The 16,058-nt window shown below is 74.9% G+C and carries 17 protein-coding genes; 10 read left to right on the top strand and 7 right to left on the bottom strand.

Features of this window, described 5'->3' with window-relative positions:
* Positions 1 to 2: 2 nt before the first annotated feature.
* Complete coding sequence (locus tag GC157_03050; GenBank protein MBI1376448.1) at positions 3 to 524, bottom strand: gamma carbonic anhydrase family protein; 522 nt, start codon at positions 522 to 524, stop codon at positions 3 to 5.
* Positions 525 to 780: 256 nt separating this feature from the next.
* Between GC157_03050 and GC157_03045 the strand changes: the two genes are divergently transcribed.
* Positions 781 to 1,077, top strand: coding sequence for a DUF4193 family protein (locus GC157_03045; GenBank protein ID MBI1376447.1), 297 nt, complete (start codon positions 781 to 783; stop codon positions 1,075 to 1,077).
* A 100-nt stretch (positions 1,078 to 1,177) separates the two neighbouring features.
* Positions 1,178 to 1,948 carry a hypothetical protein gene (locus GC157_03040; protein ID MBI1376446.1) on the top strand — a complete coding sequence of 257 codons (771 nt, stop codon included), beginning with the start codon at positions 1,178 to 1,180 and terminating at the stop codon, positions 1,946 to 1,948.
* A gap of 34 nt (positions 1,949 to 1,982) precedes the next feature.
* Here GC157_03040 and GC157_03035 read toward each other — a convergent pair whose 3' ends face one another.
* Positions 1,983 to 2,267 carry a DUF4235 domain-containing protein gene (locus GC157_03035; protein ID MBI1376445.1) on the bottom strand — a complete coding sequence of 95 codons (285 nt, stop codon included), beginning with the start codon at positions 2,265 to 2,267 and terminating at the stop codon, positions 1,983 to 1,985.
* Positions 2,264 to 2,944, bottom strand: a complete 681-nt coding sequence (locus GC157_03030; GenBank protein ID MBI1376444.1) for a DUF3093 family protein — start codon at positions 2,942 to 2,944, stop codon at positions 2,264 to 2,266. Before GC157_03030 ends, GC157_03035 begins: the two co-directional genes overlap by 4 nt.
* Positions 2,945 to 3,052: 108 nt before the next feature.
* Between GC157_03030 and GC157_03025 the strand changes: the two genes are divergently transcribed.
* From GC157_03025 to GC157_03015, 3 genes are read left to right on the top strand one after another with little or no spacing between them, the layout of a single operon-like run.
* Complete coding sequence (locus GC157_03025) at positions 3,053 to 3,625, top strand: PaaI family thioesterase (GenBank protein MBI1376443.1); 573 nt, start codon at positions 3,053 to 3,055, stop codon at positions 3,623 to 3,625.
* Positions 3,622 to 4,077 (top strand): dUTP diphosphatase, encoded by a 456-nt coding sequence (locus GC157_03020; GenBank protein MBI1376442.1) that lies wholly within the window; start codon positions 3,622 to 3,624, stop codon positions 4,075 to 4,077. The genes GC157_03025 and GC157_03020 overlap by 4 nt, the downstream gene beginning before the upstream one ends.
* Positions 4,078 to 4,136: 59 nt before the next feature.
* Positions 4,137 to 4,904, top strand: a complete 768-nt coding sequence (locus GC157_03015; protein MBI1376441.1) for a DUF3710 domain-containing protein — start codon at positions 4,137 to 4,139, stop codon at positions 4,902 to 4,904.
* Here the strand turns inward: GC157_03015 and GC157_03010 are convergent.
* Positions 4,888 to 5,574, bottom strand: coding sequence for an alpha/beta hydrolase (locus GC157_03010; GenBank protein MBI1376440.1), 687 nt, complete (start codon positions 5,572 to 5,574; stop codon positions 4,888 to 4,890). The two genes, GC157_03015 and GC157_03010, sit on opposite strands and share 17 nt — an antisense overlap.
* A gap of 85 nt (positions 5,575 to 5,659) precedes the next feature.
* On the opposite strand from GC157_03010, the gene GC157_03005 reads away from it, so the two are divergent.
* Positions 5,660 to 6,037 (top strand): DNA-binding protein, encoded by a 378-nt coding sequence (locus GC157_03005; GenBank protein MBI1376439.1) that lies wholly within the window; start codon positions 5,660 to 5,662, stop codon positions 6,035 to 6,037.
* 5 nt (positions 6,038 to 6,042) lie between these two features.
* Entirely contained in the window at positions 6,043 to 6,819 is a 777-nt protein-coding gene (locus tag GC157_03000) for a DUF3159 domain-containing protein (GenBank protein MBI1376438.1), read from the top strand.
* 71 nt (positions 6,820 to 6,890) lie between these two features.
* On the opposite strand, the gene GC157_02995 is transcribed toward GC157_03000, so the two are convergent.
* Both GC157_02995 and GC157_02990 read right to left on the bottom strand, forming a co-directional pair.
* A complete protein-coding gene (locus tag GC157_02995) occupies positions 6,891 to 7,547 on the bottom strand; it encodes a TrkA family potassium uptake protein (protein MBI1376437.1) in 657 nt (218 codons plus the stop codon).
* Positions 7,547 to 8,209, bottom strand: a complete 663-nt coding sequence (locus tag GC157_02990) for a TrkA family potassium uptake protein (protein ID MBI1376436.1) — start codon at positions 8,207 to 8,209, stop codon at positions 7,547 to 7,549. The genes GC157_02995 and GC157_02990 overlap by 1 nt, the downstream gene beginning before the upstream one ends.
* 65 nt (positions 8,210 to 8,274) lie before the next feature.
* Between GC157_02990 and GC157_02985 the strand changes: the two genes are divergently transcribed.
* The 3 genes from GC157_02985 (at position 8,275) to acnA (ending at position 14,395) form a co-directional block, all read left to right on the top strand.
* Positions 8,275 to 10,332: an amino acid permease gene (locus tag GC157_02985; GenBank protein MBI1376435.1), complete on the top strand. Its 2,058-nt coding sequence runs from the start codon at positions 8,275 to 8,277 to the stop codon at positions 10,330 to 10,332.
* A gap of 44 nt (positions 10,333 to 10,376) precedes the next feature.
* Positions 10,377 to 11,615 (top strand): class I SAM-dependent RNA methyltransferase, encoded by a 1,239-nt coding sequence (locus GC157_02980; GenBank protein ID MBI1376434.1) that lies wholly within the window; start codon positions 10,377 to 10,379, stop codon positions 11,613 to 11,615.
* 119 nt (positions 11,616 to 11,734) lie between these two features.
* Positions 11,735 to 14,395 (top strand): aconitate hydratase AcnA, encoded by a 2,661-nt coding sequence (gene acnA / locus GC157_02975; GenBank protein MBI1376433.1) that lies wholly within the window; start codon positions 11,735 to 11,737, stop codon positions 14,393 to 14,395.
* 92 nt (positions 14,396 to 14,487) lie between these two features.
* On the opposite strand, the gene GC157_02970 is transcribed toward acnA, so the two are convergent.
* Positions 14,488 to 16,005 carry a DUF222 domain-containing protein gene (locus GC157_02970; protein ID MBI1376432.1) on the bottom strand — a complete coding sequence of 506 codons (1,518 nt, stop codon included), beginning with the start codon at positions 16,003 to 16,005 and terminating at the stop codon, positions 14,488 to 14,490.
* Positions 16,006 to 16,058: the final 53 nt, after the last annotated feature.

The following is a 16,058-nucleotide window of genomic DNA, read 5'->3' as shown; positions in this document are numbered from 1 at the left end:
GGTCAGCCGTCGAGGCGGCGCAGCTCGGCGCGGTACCAGTGCCCGTTCGCGACGTAGCGCTCGACGGCGTAGGCGAACGCGCCCTCGGCCACCGCGCCCTCGCGGATCCGGCACGTCACGCCGAGCGCCATGGCGCCGCCGGGCACCTCGGTGTCGTTGGGCACCAGGGCCGACGCGCCCACGAGCGACCCGCGTCGTAGGACCACCCGGTGCAGCACGACGGAGCCGGAGCCCACGAGGCAGTCGTCCTCGACCGTGCAGCCCTCGAGGTGGGCGTTGTGGCCCACCACGACGCGGTCGCCGATCACCGTGGGCAGGTCGGCGGTGCAGTGCACGACGGTGCCGTCCTGCACGGAGGTGCGGGCGCCGACGGTGATCGTGCCGTGGTCGCCGCGCAGCACCGCGGTCGGCCAGACCGTGGACTCAGGGCCGATCGTGACGTCGCCGATCAGCACCGCCTCGGGGTGCACGAAGGCGTCGGGGTGCACGCGCGGAACTCGTTCGCCGAGGGCGTAGATGGGCACGCGGGGGCCTCCTGGGTCACCTGGACGGGACGGGCCGGTTGCGCGCAGCCCGCGCGGGTGTGAGTCTTCCCACCCCGCATTCCGACGCGCCATCGGGGGGTCGTTTCTCTCCCGTCACCCGCGTCGGGCACAATCCCCGGACGTCGAGGCCGACCGCGGGGATGAAACCCGGGGGGCCGGACGTTGACCGGCTGCACGACGAGGGGCCCCCGAGGACGCGGGCCCGGGCACGGACCGCACGCGAAGCCGAGGACACATGGCCACTGACTACGACGCTCCCCGCAAGACCGACGACGAGCTCGCCGAGGACTCCCTCGAGGAGCTCAAGGCCCAGCGCGCCAACAAGGCGGCGTCCTCCGTGGACGTCGACGAGGTCGAGCTGGCCGAGAACCTCGAGCTGCCCGGCGCCGACCTCTCCGACGAGGTCCTGACCACCCGTGTGGTCCCGCGGCAGGCCGACGAGTTCACCTGCTCCAAGTGCTTCCTGGTGCACCACCGCAGCCAGCTGGCCAAGGAGGTCAAGGGCCTCCCGATCTGCCGGGACTGCGCCTGACCGGTCCCGAGCACCGGGCGGCTCCCGCGTGAGCGAGCGGGAGCCGCATCGCGATGCCCCGCACCCGGCGCCGGGTCCGCCCGCGCCGGGCGACCCGGCCGTGCCCGAGCCCGACCTGGTCGCGCAGCAGGAGGCCCGCGAGGTGGCCGCGATCGTCGAGCGGCTCGGCGACGACGCGCTGCCCCGGCCCGAGCGCGCCCGCCAGCTCGTGCGGCTCTCCGCCATCGTGGGAGCTCGGGCTCGCCGCGCCGGCGCCCAGGCGGTCACCAGCGGCCGCATGCTGGCCGACCTCCTCATCGACGCCGCACCGCACATCCCGGTGCGCGACCTCGACACCCTGAGCCGCCACCACCACGGGCTCACCGGCGAGGCGCTCGCCGACGCCCTCGTGCGCAACGCCGCGCGGACCACGAGCGGCATCGGCGCTGCCGGCGGCGCCGTGGCCGCGGCCGAGTGGGCCGCGATGCCGCTGCTGGTGACCGTCCCGCTCGAGGTGGTCGTGGAGACCGTGGCCGTGGCCGCCGTCGAGGTGAAGCTCGTCGGCGAGCTGCACGCCGTCTACTCCGTGCCCGTGCCCGGCACGGGCGCGCAGCGCGCGGTGGCCTTCGCCGGGTCGTGGGCGAGCCGGCGCGGGATCGACCCGATGCGCCCGTGGACCATCCCCAACGTGCTGGGCATCGCCGGGCGCCAGCAGCTCGGCAAGCGGATGCTCGCCCGGTTCGCCCGCAACCTCGGCACCCTCGTGCCGTTCCTCGTGGGCGCCGCGATCGGCGCCCGGGTCAACCACCGCGAGACCCGGCTGCTGGCCGACGCGATGCGCCTGGACCTGCGCCGCGTGGCCGCCGAGCGCGGGACGCCCCCGCCGGCCTGAGCCGCCGAGCGCGGTCGCGCGGGCCGGCGCGGCCTCAGTCGCCCGCGTGCCGCGGCGCGGTCATGCGGTCGACCGCGACCTGCACGACGGCGACGACCGCGGCGGTGGCCACCGCCCACACGATCACCCGGCGCATCGAGGCGTCGGGGTCCGCGGCGCTCGGGGGCTTGTTGCCCGTGGAGCGCACGTAGGCCTTCTCCAGCACCTTGCGGGCCGCCCACGTGCCGACCAGTGCGATCACGGGCGCCGCGAGGGAGAGGGCGCGCGGCGCGTCGACCAGGTCGTCGTCCGCGGGGACGGGGCTGACGTCTGTGCTCATGCCGTTCCTGTCCTGTCGCCGTCGGTGTCGTCTCCACCACCGGTGGCGCCGGCTGCGCCGGTGCCGTCGCTGGTGCTCGTGCCGATGGTCCGGCTCGTCTCGCCCTCCCAGCCTGCCACGTCCGCCCGGGACGTGGGCGGGCCGCCCGACGGCGGCACCGCCTCGCGGGCGGCGTCGCGGGCCGGGGCGAGCGTGGTGGCGAGGCGGCGGCCGTGGCGGGTGGACAGCAGCCAGTAGGGGTGCGGGTCGTCGGGGTCGTCGACCTCCACGAGCACGCTGCGCGCGACCCAGCCGCGCAGGCAGAGGTAGGCGGCGGGGTCGGCCCGCGGGCCGCGCACCTGCCGGGTCTGCTCGGCGTCCAGCGGCGCGATCCGCCCTACGTACCGCAGCGGCAGGCGGGCCCGGCCCGCGCGCAGCACGCGGTCGTCGACCACGAGCAGCGGCGCCGAGCCCAGCAGCCACCAGGCCGCGAGGCCCTGCGCGCCGAGGAACACCAGAAGCCCCCACCCCGCGCCGAGGGGGAACCCGTAGGCGATGCCGAGGGAGCTGGTGAGCAGCACCGTGACCAGCCACATCCACCACGGGGCGTGCACCCGCTCGCGGTAGGCGACGAGGGTGCCGTCCACGCCCTCCACGCAGGGCTGCGGCCCCGGGCCCGCGTCGTCGGCGTCGCTCACGCGCCCGAGCCTGCCACGTCCGCGGGGCACGCCCGGCCGGTAGGGTCGAGCACCGTGACGAGCGAGCCACCCGCGGCGCCCGAGGGCGCGCCTCCTGCGCGCGGCGGCCTGCTGCCGACCACCCCGCCACCGGACGCCGTCGTGCCCGAGCGCAGCCCGGCCGCGCCGGCGCCCGGCGAGCCGATCCCGAGCCACTACACCCGCTGCTACGGCTGCGGCGTGGACCACGGCAGCGGGCTGCACCTGGCGCTGGTGGCGGGCGAGGGCCTCAGCCTGCACGGCACGTTCACGGTGACCGACCAGCACCAGGGCGCCCCGGGCCTGGCCCACGGCGGGCTGCTCACCACCGCCCTCGACGACGCGCTGGGCGCGCTCAACTGGCTGCTCTCGGCCCCGGCGGTCACCGCGCGGCTCGAGGTGGACTTCCGCCGCCCGGTGCCGGTCGGCACCACGCTGCACCTGCGCACCGACGTCGTGGGGGTCAAGGGGCGCAAGGTCTTCACCCGCGCGGTGGGCCGGATCGGCGCGGCCGACGGGCCGGTGGCCGTCACCGCGGCCGCGATGTTCATCCAGGTGCCGGTCGAGCACTTCACCGCCCACGGCCGCCCGGAGGACGTGGAGCAGGCGCGCGAGGACCGCGCCGTGCGCAGCAGCCTGCGCAACCTCGAGGTCAACCCGTGACGCCGCGGCCGCCGCACGCCGTCGACGTCCTGGTCCACCGCATCGACCCGGACCTGCCGCTGCCGTCCTACGCCCACCCCGGCGACGCGGGCCTCGACCTCGTGACGCGCGTGGCCGCCGTGGTCGCCCCCGGCGAGCGCGTGCTGCTGCCCACCGGCGTCGCGATCGCCCTCCCGGAGGGCTACGCCGCGTTCGTGCACCCGCGCTCCGGCCTCGCCGTGCGCTACGGCGTCTCCCTGGTGAACGCCCCGGGCACGATCGACGCCGGCTACCGGGGGGAGATCGCCGTGTCCGTGGTGAACCTCGACCCGCGCGAGCCGGTCACCTTCGACCGTGGCGACCGGGTCGCCCAGCTCGTCGTCCAGCGCGTCGAGCACGCCGTGCTGCACGAGGTCGAGTCCCTGCCCGGCTCCGACCGCGGTGCGGGTGGCTTCGGCTCGTCGGGCCGCTAGCGTCGTCCCCGAGGGCGGTCACCGCCCGCCCGTCCGTCCCGTGCCACAGCCGAGGAGTCCTGGTGTTCCGTCGCCGCCGTCGCGATCCGTCCGACGCCGACCAGCCCGACATCGACGACGTCGGCCCCGGGGCCGGCGACGAGGACGACGCCGACGACGGCGCCGACGCCGGGACCCAGGCCGACACGTCCGCCGCGGCGGACCGAAGCGGCGGGCCGTTCGACGTCTCCGAGGTCGACGACGACGGCATCACGCGGCTCGACCTCGGCGGCCTGCGGGTGCCCGGTGTCGAGGGGATGGAGCTGCGCCTCGACCTCGACGAGACCGCCGAGCGGGTGATGTCCGTGACGGTCGTCGACGGCCGTTCGGGCATGCAGCTCATGGCCTTCGCCGCGCCGCGCACGCAGGGCATCTGGGACGACGTGCGCGAGGAGATCCGCGCCAACCTCGCCGCCGGCGGCACCGTGGACGTCGTCAACGGGCCGTTCGGACCGGAGGTGCGCTCCACCGTCGTGGCCGAGGGGCCGCAGGGCCAGTCGCAGATGCAGCCGGTGCGGTTCGTCGGCATCGACGGCCCGCGGTGGTTCCTGCGCGCGCTGTTCACCGGCGCCGCCGCGCGCGACGCCGCCGCCGCCGAGGTGCTCGAGCAGGTGCTGCGCGCCACGGTCGTGGTGCGCGGGGTCGAGGCCATGGCGCCGGGCGACCAGCTCCCGCTCCAGGTGCCCGAGCAGGTGCCCGAGGGCATGGCCCGTCAGGGCGCCGAGGGGCAGGAGCGCCCGCCGCTGTCGATGCCCGAGCGCGGGCCGGAGATCACCGAGACGCGCTGAGCCGCCCCAGCGCCGCGCGCGCGGCACGGCCGAGGGCGCCGCGGTCCGGACCGGGAGCGCCGCGCGCCACGACGGTCAGGGCGGCGTGCGGCAGCGCCGCGGCCCAGGCGGCCGCCACCTCCGCCGGGTGCAGCGGGTCGTCGGCCAGCGCGACCACCGCGGCGGGCACGTCGACGCCGCCCAGCTCGTCGAGGGTGGGTCCGGGGCTGGCCGCCGCGGCCTCGAGCGCCGCGGCGAGCGCGTCGTCGTCGTACTCGGCCCAGCCGCGGGCCAGCTCGTCCACCACCCAGTCGCCGGCCGCGGCGGCGCGCAGCCCGGCCAGCACCGCGGCCGACCCGCGCGCCCGCACCTCGGCCGCCGTGGCGGCGGTGAGCCCCGCGACGGGGCCTGCCGGGCCGGTCCAGGCCGGCATCGCGAGCACGAGCGAGTCGGCCCGCCCGCCGCGGGCGGCCCACAGGGCCACGGCGTGGGCGCCGAGCGAGACCCCCGCCGCCAGCACGACGTGCGCGTGGGCCGCATGGTCGGCGAGGCGGGCGACGACGTCCTCGACGTGCCCGCGCGCGTCGACCTCCACGACCGCCGCTCCTGCGGGCACGGCCGGGCCGAGCAGCCGGGCGGCCGTGGCCGGGCAGGAGCCCGCACCGTGGACGAGGAGTGCGATGCCCGTCACAGCCGGTGATGCTGTCACGCCGCGCGGGGGAGCCGCGGCGCTCGGGCCGACGTGTGGGCGGCCGCGGGACGGCTAGCCTGGACGCATGAGCACGGACACCGCGGGGCGCGGGCGGCTGGCGCGCATCGCGCGCACCCAGTCGGAGCTCGACGCCGACCGGCTCGAGGACGAGGCCACCGCGCAGGGCGCGACGCACATCCGCGACTGCCAGGGCGGCCTCGTCACCACGGTCACCGGCCGCCTGCGGTCGGTCACCCTGCGCCCGGTGGCCAAGGCGCCCGCCGTCGAGGCGGAGCTGTGGGACGGCACCGGCCGGCTCACGCTGCTGTTCCTCGGCCGCCGGCGCATCCCGGGCATCACGCCGGGCCGCCACCTGGTCGTGCACGGCCGTCCCATCGTGCGCGACGGCGAGCGGGCCATGGTGAACCCGCGCTACGAGCTGCTCCCCACCGTGACGGACTGACGCCGATGACGGCGGACGCGGTGCCGGCCGGCCACGAGCCGGAGCGCCATCCTGAGCACCCCCACGACCACCACCTGGCGGAGGCGTTCAGCGGCGGCGCCGGGGAGGGCACCGGGCGGCCGGGCGACGCCACCACCGAGCAGCTCATGGCCGACGCCATCGGCGGCTGGCGCGGGCTGGTCGACTCCAGCGTGCCGGGCGCGCTCTTCCTCGTGGTCTACGTCCTGGACGGCAACGTGCTCGGCCCGGCGCTATGGGCGGCGGTGGGCTCGGGCGCGGTGCTCGCGGTGCTGCGCCTGGTGCGCCGCGAGTCGCTCCAGCAGGTGCTCTCCGGGTTCATCGGGATCGCCTTCTGCGCGTGGCTGGCCTCGCGCTCCGGGCGGGCCGAGGACTTCTACCTGCCCGGGCTGCTCATCAACCTGGTCTACGGGCTCGCGCTCGGGATCTCGGCTCTGGTGGGCCACCCGCTGCTCGGCTACGCCGTGGGCGCGGCCACCGGCGACATCACCGGCTGGCGCGCGGTGCCCGAGCAGCGGCGCGCCTACGCGCTGGCGACGTGGTCGTTCGTGGCGGTCTACCTGTCCCGGCTCGTGATCCAGGTGCCGCTCTACCTCGCCGGAGCGGTGGGGCCGCTCGGCGTCGCCAAGCTCGCGCTCGGCTGGCCGCTGTTCGCGCTGGCCGGGCTGTTCTCCTGGCGGCTCATCCGCAAGGCGCGGGCCGAGGCTCCGGTGCCGGAGCGCGCCGACGACGCGCTCGCCCGCGAGGGCGCGGCGGGCGACTGACGACGCACCCGGGGTTCGTCCCGGGTCGTCCCGCCCTCGCCGTCCCGGACGGCGGACGGGTGACGCGGCGGTCAGCCGCCGAGCAGTGCCTCGAGCGCCGGCTCCTGCTCGGGGGAGGCCACGAAGAGCAGCTCGTCGCCGGACTCCAGCGAGTCGTCGGGGCTCGGCGCGATCACGCGGGTGTCGCGGATGATCGCGACCAGTGCGGTGTCGACCGGCCAGCGCACGGTGGCGACGCGCGCGCCGACCACTGCCGAGGACGCCGGCAGGGTGAGCTCCACCAGGTTGGCGTTGCCCTGGCGGAAGGTGAACAGCCGCACCAGGTCGCCGACGGTCACCGCCTCCTCGACCAGGGCGGAGAGCATGCGCGGCGTGGAGACGGCGACGTCGACGCCCCAGGCCTCGTCGAACATCCACTCGTTCTTGGGGTGGTTGACCCGGGCGACCACGCGGGGGACGCCGTACTCGGTCTTGGCCAGCAGCGACACCACGAGGTTCACCTTGTCGTCGCCGGTCGCCGCGATGAGCACCTGGCACGAGGGCAGGTCCGCGCGGTCGAGCACGGCGATCTCGCAGGTGTCGCCGAGCAGCGCGGAGACGCCGGGCACGACGTCGGGCCGGGCCTTCTCCGGCTCCTTGTCGATGAGCAGCACGTCGTGGCCGTTGTTGACCAGCTCGCGCGCGATGGCGCGGCCGACCTTGCCGGCCCCGGCGATGGCGATCCTCATCAGTGCGCCTCCGGTCCGGCGGCGAGCACCGCGGCGATCGCGTCGCGCTGCGCGGGGTCGAGGAGCACGTGCACGACGTCGTCGGCCTGCACCACGGTGTCGACGTCGGGGAGCATGCCCTCGCCGTAGCGGGTGATGAGCGCCACGCGCGCGCCGGACTCCTTCTCCAGCCGGCTCACGCGATGCCCGACCCACTCCTCGGCGACGGGCAGCTGGGTGAGGGCGACCTTGCCCGAGCCGTCGCGCCACTCGTCGCCGACGGAGTCCGGCAGGATCTGGCGCAGGATCTGGTCGGTCTGCCAGGCCACGCTGGCCACCGTGGGGATGCCCAGCCGCTGGTAGACCTCCGCCCGTCGGGGGTCGTAGATGCGGGCGACCACCTTCTCCACGGAGAAGGTCTCCCGGGCCACCCGGGCGGCGAGGATGTTGGAGTTGTCGCCGCTGCTCACCGCGGCGAAGGCGTGGGCGCGCTCGATGCCGGCCTTGAGCAGCGTGTCGCGGTCGAACCCGATCCCGGTGACGGTGAGGCCGGCGAAGTCCGCCTGGAGCTTGCTGAAGCTCGTCGCGGACTGGTCGACGACCGCCACGGAGTGGCCGGCCTGGTCGAGGGTGAGGGCCAGCGCGGAGCCCACGCGGCCGCAGCCCATGATGACGACGTGCACGAGGTCGAACGCTACACGGCGTCCGACCGGCCCGGGCCGCCCGTGTGCCCGTAGAGTGCGGTGACGTGCCTCCTCTGACGAACTTCGGCAAGCGCCTGCTCGTGGGGCGCGCGCTGGCGAGCGAGCAGCTCTCCGAGACGCTGCTGCCCAAGCGCATCGCCCTGCCGGTGTTCGCCTCGGACGCGCTCTCGTCCAACGCCTACGCCACGCAGGAGATCCTGCTGGTCCTGGCCCTCGGCGGCACCGCGTTCTACGCCTACGCCCCCTGGGTGGCCGGACTGGTGGTGCTGGTCTACGCCGTCGTCGTCGCGTCCTACCGGCAGAACGTCCACGCCTACCCCAGCGGGGGCGGCGACTACGAGGTGGTCACGACCAACCTCGGCGCCAAGGCAGGCGTCTTCGTGGCCAGCGCGCTGCTGGTCGACTACGTCCTCACCGTGGCCGTGTCCATCGCCTCGGCGGTGGCCAACCTGGCCTCGGCCTACCCCTTCATCGGGGCGAACAAGGGCGAGTGGGCGGTCGGCATCATCGTGGTGATCACGCTCATGAACCTGCGCGGCGTGCGCGAGTCCGGCGCGCTGTTCGCGATCCCGACGTACGGTTTCATGCTCGGCATCTTCGGGATGACCGGCTACGCGCTCTACCGCATCTTCGTGGCGGGCGACACCCTGCGGGCCGAGAGCGCCGACTGGCAGATCGTGGGCACCTCGACCTTCACCGGCTTCGCCCTCGCGTTCCTCGTCGCCCGCGCCTTCTCGTCCGGTACCACGGCGCTCACCGGCATCGAGGCCATCGCCAACGGCGTGCCCGCCTTCCGCAAGCCCAAGAGCCGCAACGCGGCCACGACGCTGCTGCTGCTGGGCACGATCGCGATGACGATGTTCGTGTCGATCACCTGGCTCGCGCTCTACACGCAGGTGCACGTCGTCGACCCCGACTCGTCGCTGGTGCTCCAGGGCCTGCCGGACGGCCAGGTGGAGAAGACCGTCATCGCGCAGGTGGCCCAGGCGGTGTTCGGCGAGTTCGACCTCGGCTTCTTCTACGTGTCCTTCGTGACGGCGCTGATCCTGGCGCTGGCGGCGAACACGGCGTTCAACGGCTTCCCGGTGCTGGGCTCGATCCTCGCCCGCGACGGCTACCTCCCCCGGCAGCTGCACACGCGCGGCGACCGGCTCGCCTTCTCCAACGGCATCGTGGTGCTGGCCGGCCTCGCGATCCTGCTCGTGGTGGTCTACCAGGCCGAGGTCACCAACCTGATCCAGCTCTACATCGTGGGCGTCTTCGTCTCGTTCACCTTCAGCCAGCTCGGCATGATCCGGCACTGGAACGCGCTGCTGCGGCAGAAGCCCAGCGTCGCCGAGCGGCGGCGGATGCTGCGCAGCCGCACGGTGAACGCCATCGGGTTCGTGATGACCGGCACGGTGCTCGTCATCGTGCTGGCGACCAAGTTCACCAAGGGCGCCTGGATCGTGTGCATCGCGATGCCGTTGCTCTACCTGCTCATGCAGGGCATCCACAAGCACTACGACCACGTGCGGCGCGAGCTGGCCGCGGGCGACGACGAGTCCGTGACACTGCCCTCGCGGGTGCACGCGATCGTGCTTGTGTCCAAGGTGCACAAGCCCACGCTGCGCGCCCTGGCCTTCGCCCGCGCGACCCGGCCGTCCACGCTCGAGGCCGTGACCGTGGACGTCGACCCGCCGGACACCGCGGCCTTCGTGGCCGACTGGGAGCGGCGCGGCATCCCGGTGCCGCTCACGGTGCTCGACTCGCCCTACCGCGAGATCACCCGGCCGGTGCTCGACTACGTCCGGAGCGTGCGCCGCGACAGCCCGCGCGACCTCGTCGTGGTCTACATCCCGGAGTACGTCGTCGGCCGCTGGTGGGAGCAGCTGCTGCACAACCAGAGCGCGCTGCGGCTCAAGACCCGCCTGCTGTTCAGCCCCGGCGTCATGGTGTGCGCCGTGCCGTGGCAGCTGGCCTCGAGCGAGCTGCTGGCCGACCGGCCCGAGTCGGTGGCCGCGGGCGCGGTGCGCCGCGGCGAGCCGAAGGCGGGCATCCAGGACGCCGTCGTCGCGGGCGAGTACGAGGCCGCGCCGCGCAGCCGCGCCACCCGTCCGTGAGCGGAGAGCCCGCCGAGCCCTGGTCGCCCGTCGTCGGCGAGCGGGTGACCGTCGTGGCCGAGCGCGTCGCGCACGGCGGTCACGTCGTCGCCCGCCACGAGCGGCGCGTGCTGTTCGTGCGGCACGCGCTGCCGGGCGAGCGGGTCGAGGCGGTCATCACCGCAATCGGGCCCCGGGGCCGCTTCGCCCGGGCCGACGCCGTGCGCGTGCTCGACGCCTCGCCGGACCGCGTGGTGCCCCCGTGCCCGCACTCCGGGCCCGGCCGGTGCGGCGGCTGCGACTGGCAGCACGCGTCGCTGATCGCCCAGCGCCGGCTCAAGGCCGAGGTGCTGCGCGAGCAGCTCGCCCGGCTCGGCGGGGTGGACGACGTCGAGGGCGTGCCGCTCGCGGACGCGGTGGACGTCGAGGCGGTCGCGGGGGACACCGACGGGCTGGGCTGGCGCACCCGGGTGCGCTTCGCCGTGACGGCGCAGGGCGAGCTGGGCCTGCGCCGGTTCCACAGCCACGACCTCGAGGTGGTGGGGGACTGCCCCCTCGCGACGCCGGGGGTGCGCGACCTCGGCCTCACGGCGCTGCGCTGGCCGGGCGCCACCGAGGTGGAGGCGATCCGCTCGTCCACCGGCGATGCGGCCGTGGTGCTCGAGCCGCCGTCCGCCGCCGTGCCGGACGGCCTGCCGCGCGAGGTCGCCGTGGCCGGCCGCCGCGGCCGCAGGTGGGTGTCCGAGGAGGCCGGCGGCCGCTCGTGGCGGGTCAGCGCCGCGGGCTTCTGGCAGGTGCACCCGGGCGCCGCGGGCACGCTGGTGGACGCTGTCCGCGGCGCCCTGGGACCGCGCCCCGGCGAGCATCTCGTGGACCTCTACGCCGGTGTCGGGCTCTTCGCCGGGTGCCTGGCCCCGGACCTCGGGCCGCAGGGGCGCGTCGACGCGGTGGAGGCCTCGCCCGACGCCTGCCGGGACGCGCGGCGCAACCTGCACGACCTGCCGACCGTGGCCATCCACGAGGGCGACGTCGGGCGCTGGCTGCGGGCCGGCGCGGTGCAGCACGCCGACCTCGTGGTGCTCGACCCCCCGCGCAGCGGCGCGGGCGCGGCGGTGCTCGACCGGGTGGCCGCCCTCGGCCCGCGCGCGGTCGCGTACGTGGCGTGCGACCCCGCGGCGCTGGGCCGCGACGTCGGCCACCTCCGGCAGGCGGGATGGCGGCTGGCCTCGGTGCGCGGCTTCGACCTGTTCCCGATGACGCACCACCTCGAGGCCGTCGCCCTGCTGCTGCCGCCGTCGTCCTGACCCTGCGCGAGGGGCCCCGGCGCGGGAGGGTGGCGCCGGGCGGTAAGGTGAAGTATCTTGACGTCAAGATACTTTGACCTCCGCCACCGACCGCCCCGCACTGCGAAGGGACGCATCCCATGGCCAGCAAGGACACCTTCGGCGCCCGCTCCGACCTCACGGTGGGGGACGCGACCTACGAGATCTTCCGGATCGACGCGGTCGAGGGCGCGGCGCGCCTGCCCTACACCCACAAGGTGCTGCTCGAGAACCTGCTGCGCACCGAGGACGGCGCGAACGTCACCGCGGACCAGATCCGTGCGCTCGGCTCGTGGGACGCGGCGGCGGAGCCGTCCGAGGAGATCCAGTTCACGCCGGCCCGCGTGATCATGCAGGACTTCACCGGCGTCCCCTGCGTCGTCGACCTGGCCACGATGCGCGAGGCGATGCAGGACCTCGGCGGGGACCCGGACCTGATCAACCCGCTGGCGCCGGCCGAGCTCGTCATCGACCACTCGGTGATCGCCGACTACTTCGCCAGCCCCGAGGCCGTGGGCCGCAACGTCGAGCTGGAGTACGAGCGCAACTTCGAGCGCTACCAGTTCCTGCGCTGGGGCCAGACGGCGTTCCACGAGTTCAAGGTGGTGCCGCCGAGCACCGGCATCGTGCACCAGGTCAACATCGAGGCGCTCGCGCGCGTGGTCATGGTGCGCGGCGGCCAGGCCTACCCCGACACCTGCGTGGGCACCGACTCGCACACCACGATGGTCAACGGCCTCGGCGTGCTCGGCTGGGGCGTGGGCGGCATCGAGGCCGAGGCCGCGATGCTGGGGCAGCCGGTCTCGATGCTCATCCCGCGCGTGGTGGGCTTCAAGCTCACCGGCTCGCTGCCCGAGGGCGCCACGGCCACGGACCTCGTGCTCACCATCACCGAGCAGCTGCGCAAGCACGGCGTCGTGGGCAAGTTCGTGGAGTTCTACGGCGAGGGCGTGAGCGCGGTGCCGCTGGCCAACCGCGCCACCATCGGCAACATGAGCCCGGAGTACGGCTCCACCGTCGCCATCTTCCCGGTGGACGACGAGACGCTGCGGTACCTGCGGCTCACCGGGCGCACCGAGGAGCAGGTCGCCCTGGTCGAGGCGTACACGAAGGCGCAGGGGCTCTGGCACGACCCCGCGCACGAGCCGGTCTACTCCGAGCTGCTCGAGCTCGACCTCGGCTCGGTCGTGCCGTCGATCGCCGGGCCCAAGCGGCCCCAGGACCGCGTGGTGCTCAGCGAGGCCAAGGACGCGTTCCGCACGGCGCTGCCGACGTACACCTCGGAGCCGGACGCCACCGCCACCTTCACCGTCGACGGCACCGAGGTGACGATCGGCCACGGCGCGGTGACCATCGCGGCGATCACGTCGTGCACCAACACCTCGAACCCGTCGGTGATGATCGGCGCCGCCCTGCTGGCGAAGAACGCGGTCGAGCGGGGCCTCACCCGCAAGCCGTGGGTGAAGACCACGCTGGCGCCCGGGTCCAAGGTCGTCACGGACTACTACGACAAGGCGGGGCTCACGCCCTACCTGGAGAAGCTCGGCTTCGACCTCGTGGGCTACGGCTGCACCACCTGCATCGGCAACTCCGGCCCGCTGCCGGAGGAGGTCAGCGCGGCGGTCAACGCCCACGACCTCGCCGCCGCGGCCGTGCTCTCCGGCAACCGCAACTTCGAGGGCCGGATCAACCCGGACATCAAGATGAACTACCTCGCCTCGCCGCCGCTGGTGGTCGCCTACGCGATCGCCGGCACGATGGACCTCGACATCACCTCGGAGCCCCTCGGCACCGACGCCGACGGCAACCCCGTGCTGCTCAAGGACATCTGGCCGACCCCGGCCGAGGTGCAGGCGACGATCGACTCCTGCATCGACGCGGACATGTTCACGTCGCGCTACGCCGACGTCTTCGCCGGGGACGAGCGCTGGCAGTCGCTGCCCACGCCCACCGGCAGCACGTTCGACTGGGCGCCGGACTCCACCTACGTGCGCAAGCCCCCGTACTTCGAGGGCATGTCGGCCACGCCGGACCCGGTGACGGACATCGCCGGCGCCCGGGTGCTGGCCAAGCTGGGCGACTCGGTCACGACCGACCACATCAGCCCGGCCGGCTCCATCAAGGCCGACACCCCCGCCGGTCGCTACCTCGCCGAGCACGGCGTCGAGCGCAAGGACTTCAACTCCTACGGCAGCCGCCGCGGCAACCACGAGGTGATGATCCGCGGCACCTTCGCCAACATCCGGCTGCGCAACCAGCTGCTCGACGGCGTGGAGGGCGGCTACACCCGCGACTTCACCCAGGAGGGCGCGCCGCAGGCGTTCATCTACGACGCCGCGCAGGCCTACGCCGCCCAGGGCACGCCGCTGGTGATCCTCGCGGGCAAGGAGTACGGCTCCGGCTCCTCGCGCGACTGGGCCGCCAAGGGCACCGCGCTGCTCGGCGTCCGCGCCGTGATCGCCGAGTCCTACGAGCGCATCCACCGGTCCAACCTCATCGGGATGGGCGTCCTGCCGCTGCAGTTCCCGGCCGGCAAGAACGCCGACTCCCTCGGGCTCGACGGCACCGAGACCTTCAGCGTCACCGGGGTCACGGAGCTCAACGAGGGCCGCACACCGCGCACCGTGCGCGTGGACGCCACCCGCGCTGACGGCTCGGTGCTCTCGTTCGACGCCGTGCTGCGCATCGACACCCCGGGAGAGGCCGACTACTACCGCAACGGCGGCATCCTCCAGTACGTCCTCCGCTCGCTCGCCTCGTAGCCGCAGGGCGCGCCGGGCACCCGGCGCACCTCGGCACGCCGACGGGACCCGGCCGCGAGGGCGGCGGGGTGGCGCCTGCTGGGGGCCCCTCCTCAGGGCCGGGCTGGGTCGGGCGGCACGAAGGCGAGGTGCTCGGGGTGCCCGGGGTCGAGGCCATCGCGCCGGGCGATGCGCCACCGGCCCTCGTGGACCAGGTGGTGGTGGCGTGAGCACAGGAGCGTGAGGTTGGCCAGCGTCGACTCTCCGCCGTGCTCCCACTCGAGCACGTGGTGGGCCTCGCACCAGTCCGGGCCCATGCGACAGCCCGGGAACGCGCAGTGGCGGTCGCGCGCGACCAGTGCCCGCCACAGACGCGGGTGGACGGTGCGGTAGCGCCGGTGCTCGTCCCACACGTGGTGACGACGGGGGAGCCGGGCCAGGCCGGGCAGCAGGTCCGGAGGCCCGTCCGGCGCTTGGCCGGCGATCCGGTCATGCCGGCCACGGGGGCGGGTGGAGTCCGGCACGCTCCCGGCGGTGAGGATCTCGGTGACCTCGGCGTCGCAGAGCAGCCGACGTACGGTCTGCGCCGGGATCCGCACCGGACCGGGCTCGCCGGGCACGTCGAGCTCGCCGGGCAGCCCGGCGCCGAGCGTCGTGGCCTCGACGAGCACCGTGACGTGGGGGCGGATGCCGTGCCGGGTGCCGACCTCACCGGCACCGAGCCAGTCGTGCACGAGCCGGCCGAGGGCGAGCGCGTTCTGGTGCGGGGCGGCGAGCCGGCGGCGGCGATCGTCGGCGGCCTCGTCCAGCATGGGGTCGCCGGTCGGATCGGCGGCGGTCGGGATCGACCCGTCGCGGAACTGCCGGTCGCGCTCGCGGTCGAGCAGCGTGCGGAACGCGGCACCGGTGCCGAGGTCGAGCGCGCCGCGCACGACGTACTGCTCGCCCACGCGCACCACGTCGAGGAACTGCTCCTCGTAAGCGCGAAGCGCTCTCGCGCCCGCGGACTCCGGGTCGAGGGCGAGGCGGAGGTGGTCGGTGGCCTGCCGCACCTCGCCGACCGTGACGACGGTGGCCAGGGGCAGCAGCTCGCGCACGGCCTCGCTCCGGCGCACGGCGCGCTCGAGCAGCGGGAGATCGGCTACCGCGCGGTCGATCTCGCGGGTGAGCACCTGGACCTTGTCGCGGCTGAGCGATCCGGACAGCCAGGCCGCGAGCACCTCCGGGTAGCGCCGCAGGCGCCGGACAGTGCCCGCGACTTCGCCGGCCCGGGTGGCCGACATCCCGGCGCGCTCGCCGAGGAAGCGCCGCAGCGACAGGTGCCCGGTGGTCCGCAGCTCGCCCGAGAGCTCGAGGCGCGCAGCGGCCGCGTGCGCCACCGCGGTTACGGTGTCGGCCGCGGCCAGCAGGCGCGTGACCATATCCGGCAGCGCCGGGCCGCCGGCGGGCTCGCCCTCGTGCTCCGCGAGCGCCAGCGCCGCGACGTCGCGCTCGATCCGCGCGAGCAGCTCGTGCGCGCGCTCCTGCGACCTCGCGCCGGTGGACGTCATGCCGGGCACGCTACGCGGCACCGCCGACAGTCCCCGACAGCCGGGATCCGTTGCGCCGCAACGAGATCCGTACATAGTCATCCACGGCGACGCATACCGGCGTGTCGTCCCCAGCGCCCACTAGAGTCGCGCTC

This window comes from Frankiales bacterium (genome assembly GCA_016125335.1).
Taxonomy (GTDB): Bacteria; Actinomycetota; Actinomycetes; order S36-B12; family CAIYMF01; genus Longivirga.
This window is presented reverse-complemented; position numbering and strand designations above follow the sequence as displayed.

Coding starts and splice junctions, on each gene's coding strand:
- GC157_03000 (MBI1376438.1), top strand. CDS start 6,043: ATGACGGCGGACGCGGTGCCGGCCGGCCACGAGCCGGAGCGCCATCCT.
- acnA (MBI1376433.1), top strand. CDS start 11,735: ATGGCCAGCAAGGACACCTTCGGCGCCCGCTCCGACCTCACGGTGGGG.
- GC157_02995 (MBI1376437.1), bottom strand. CDS start 7,547: ATGAGGATCGCCATCGCCGGGGCCGGCAAGGTCGGCCGCGCCATCGCG.
- GC157_03045 (MBI1376447.1), top strand. CDS start 781: ATGGCCACTGACTACGACGCTCCCCGCAAGACCGACGACGAGCTCGCC.
- GC157_02970 (MBI1376432.1), bottom strand. CDS start 16,005: ATGACTATGTACGGATCTCGTTGCGGCGCAACGGATCCCGGCTGTCGG.
- GC157_03035 (MBI1376445.1), bottom strand. CDS start 2,267: ATGAGCACAGACGTCAGCCCCGTCCCCGCGGACGACGACCTGGTCGAC.
- GC157_03005 (MBI1376439.1), top strand. CDS start 5,660: ATGAGCACGGACACCGCGGGGCGCGGGCGGCTGGCGCGCATCGCGCGC.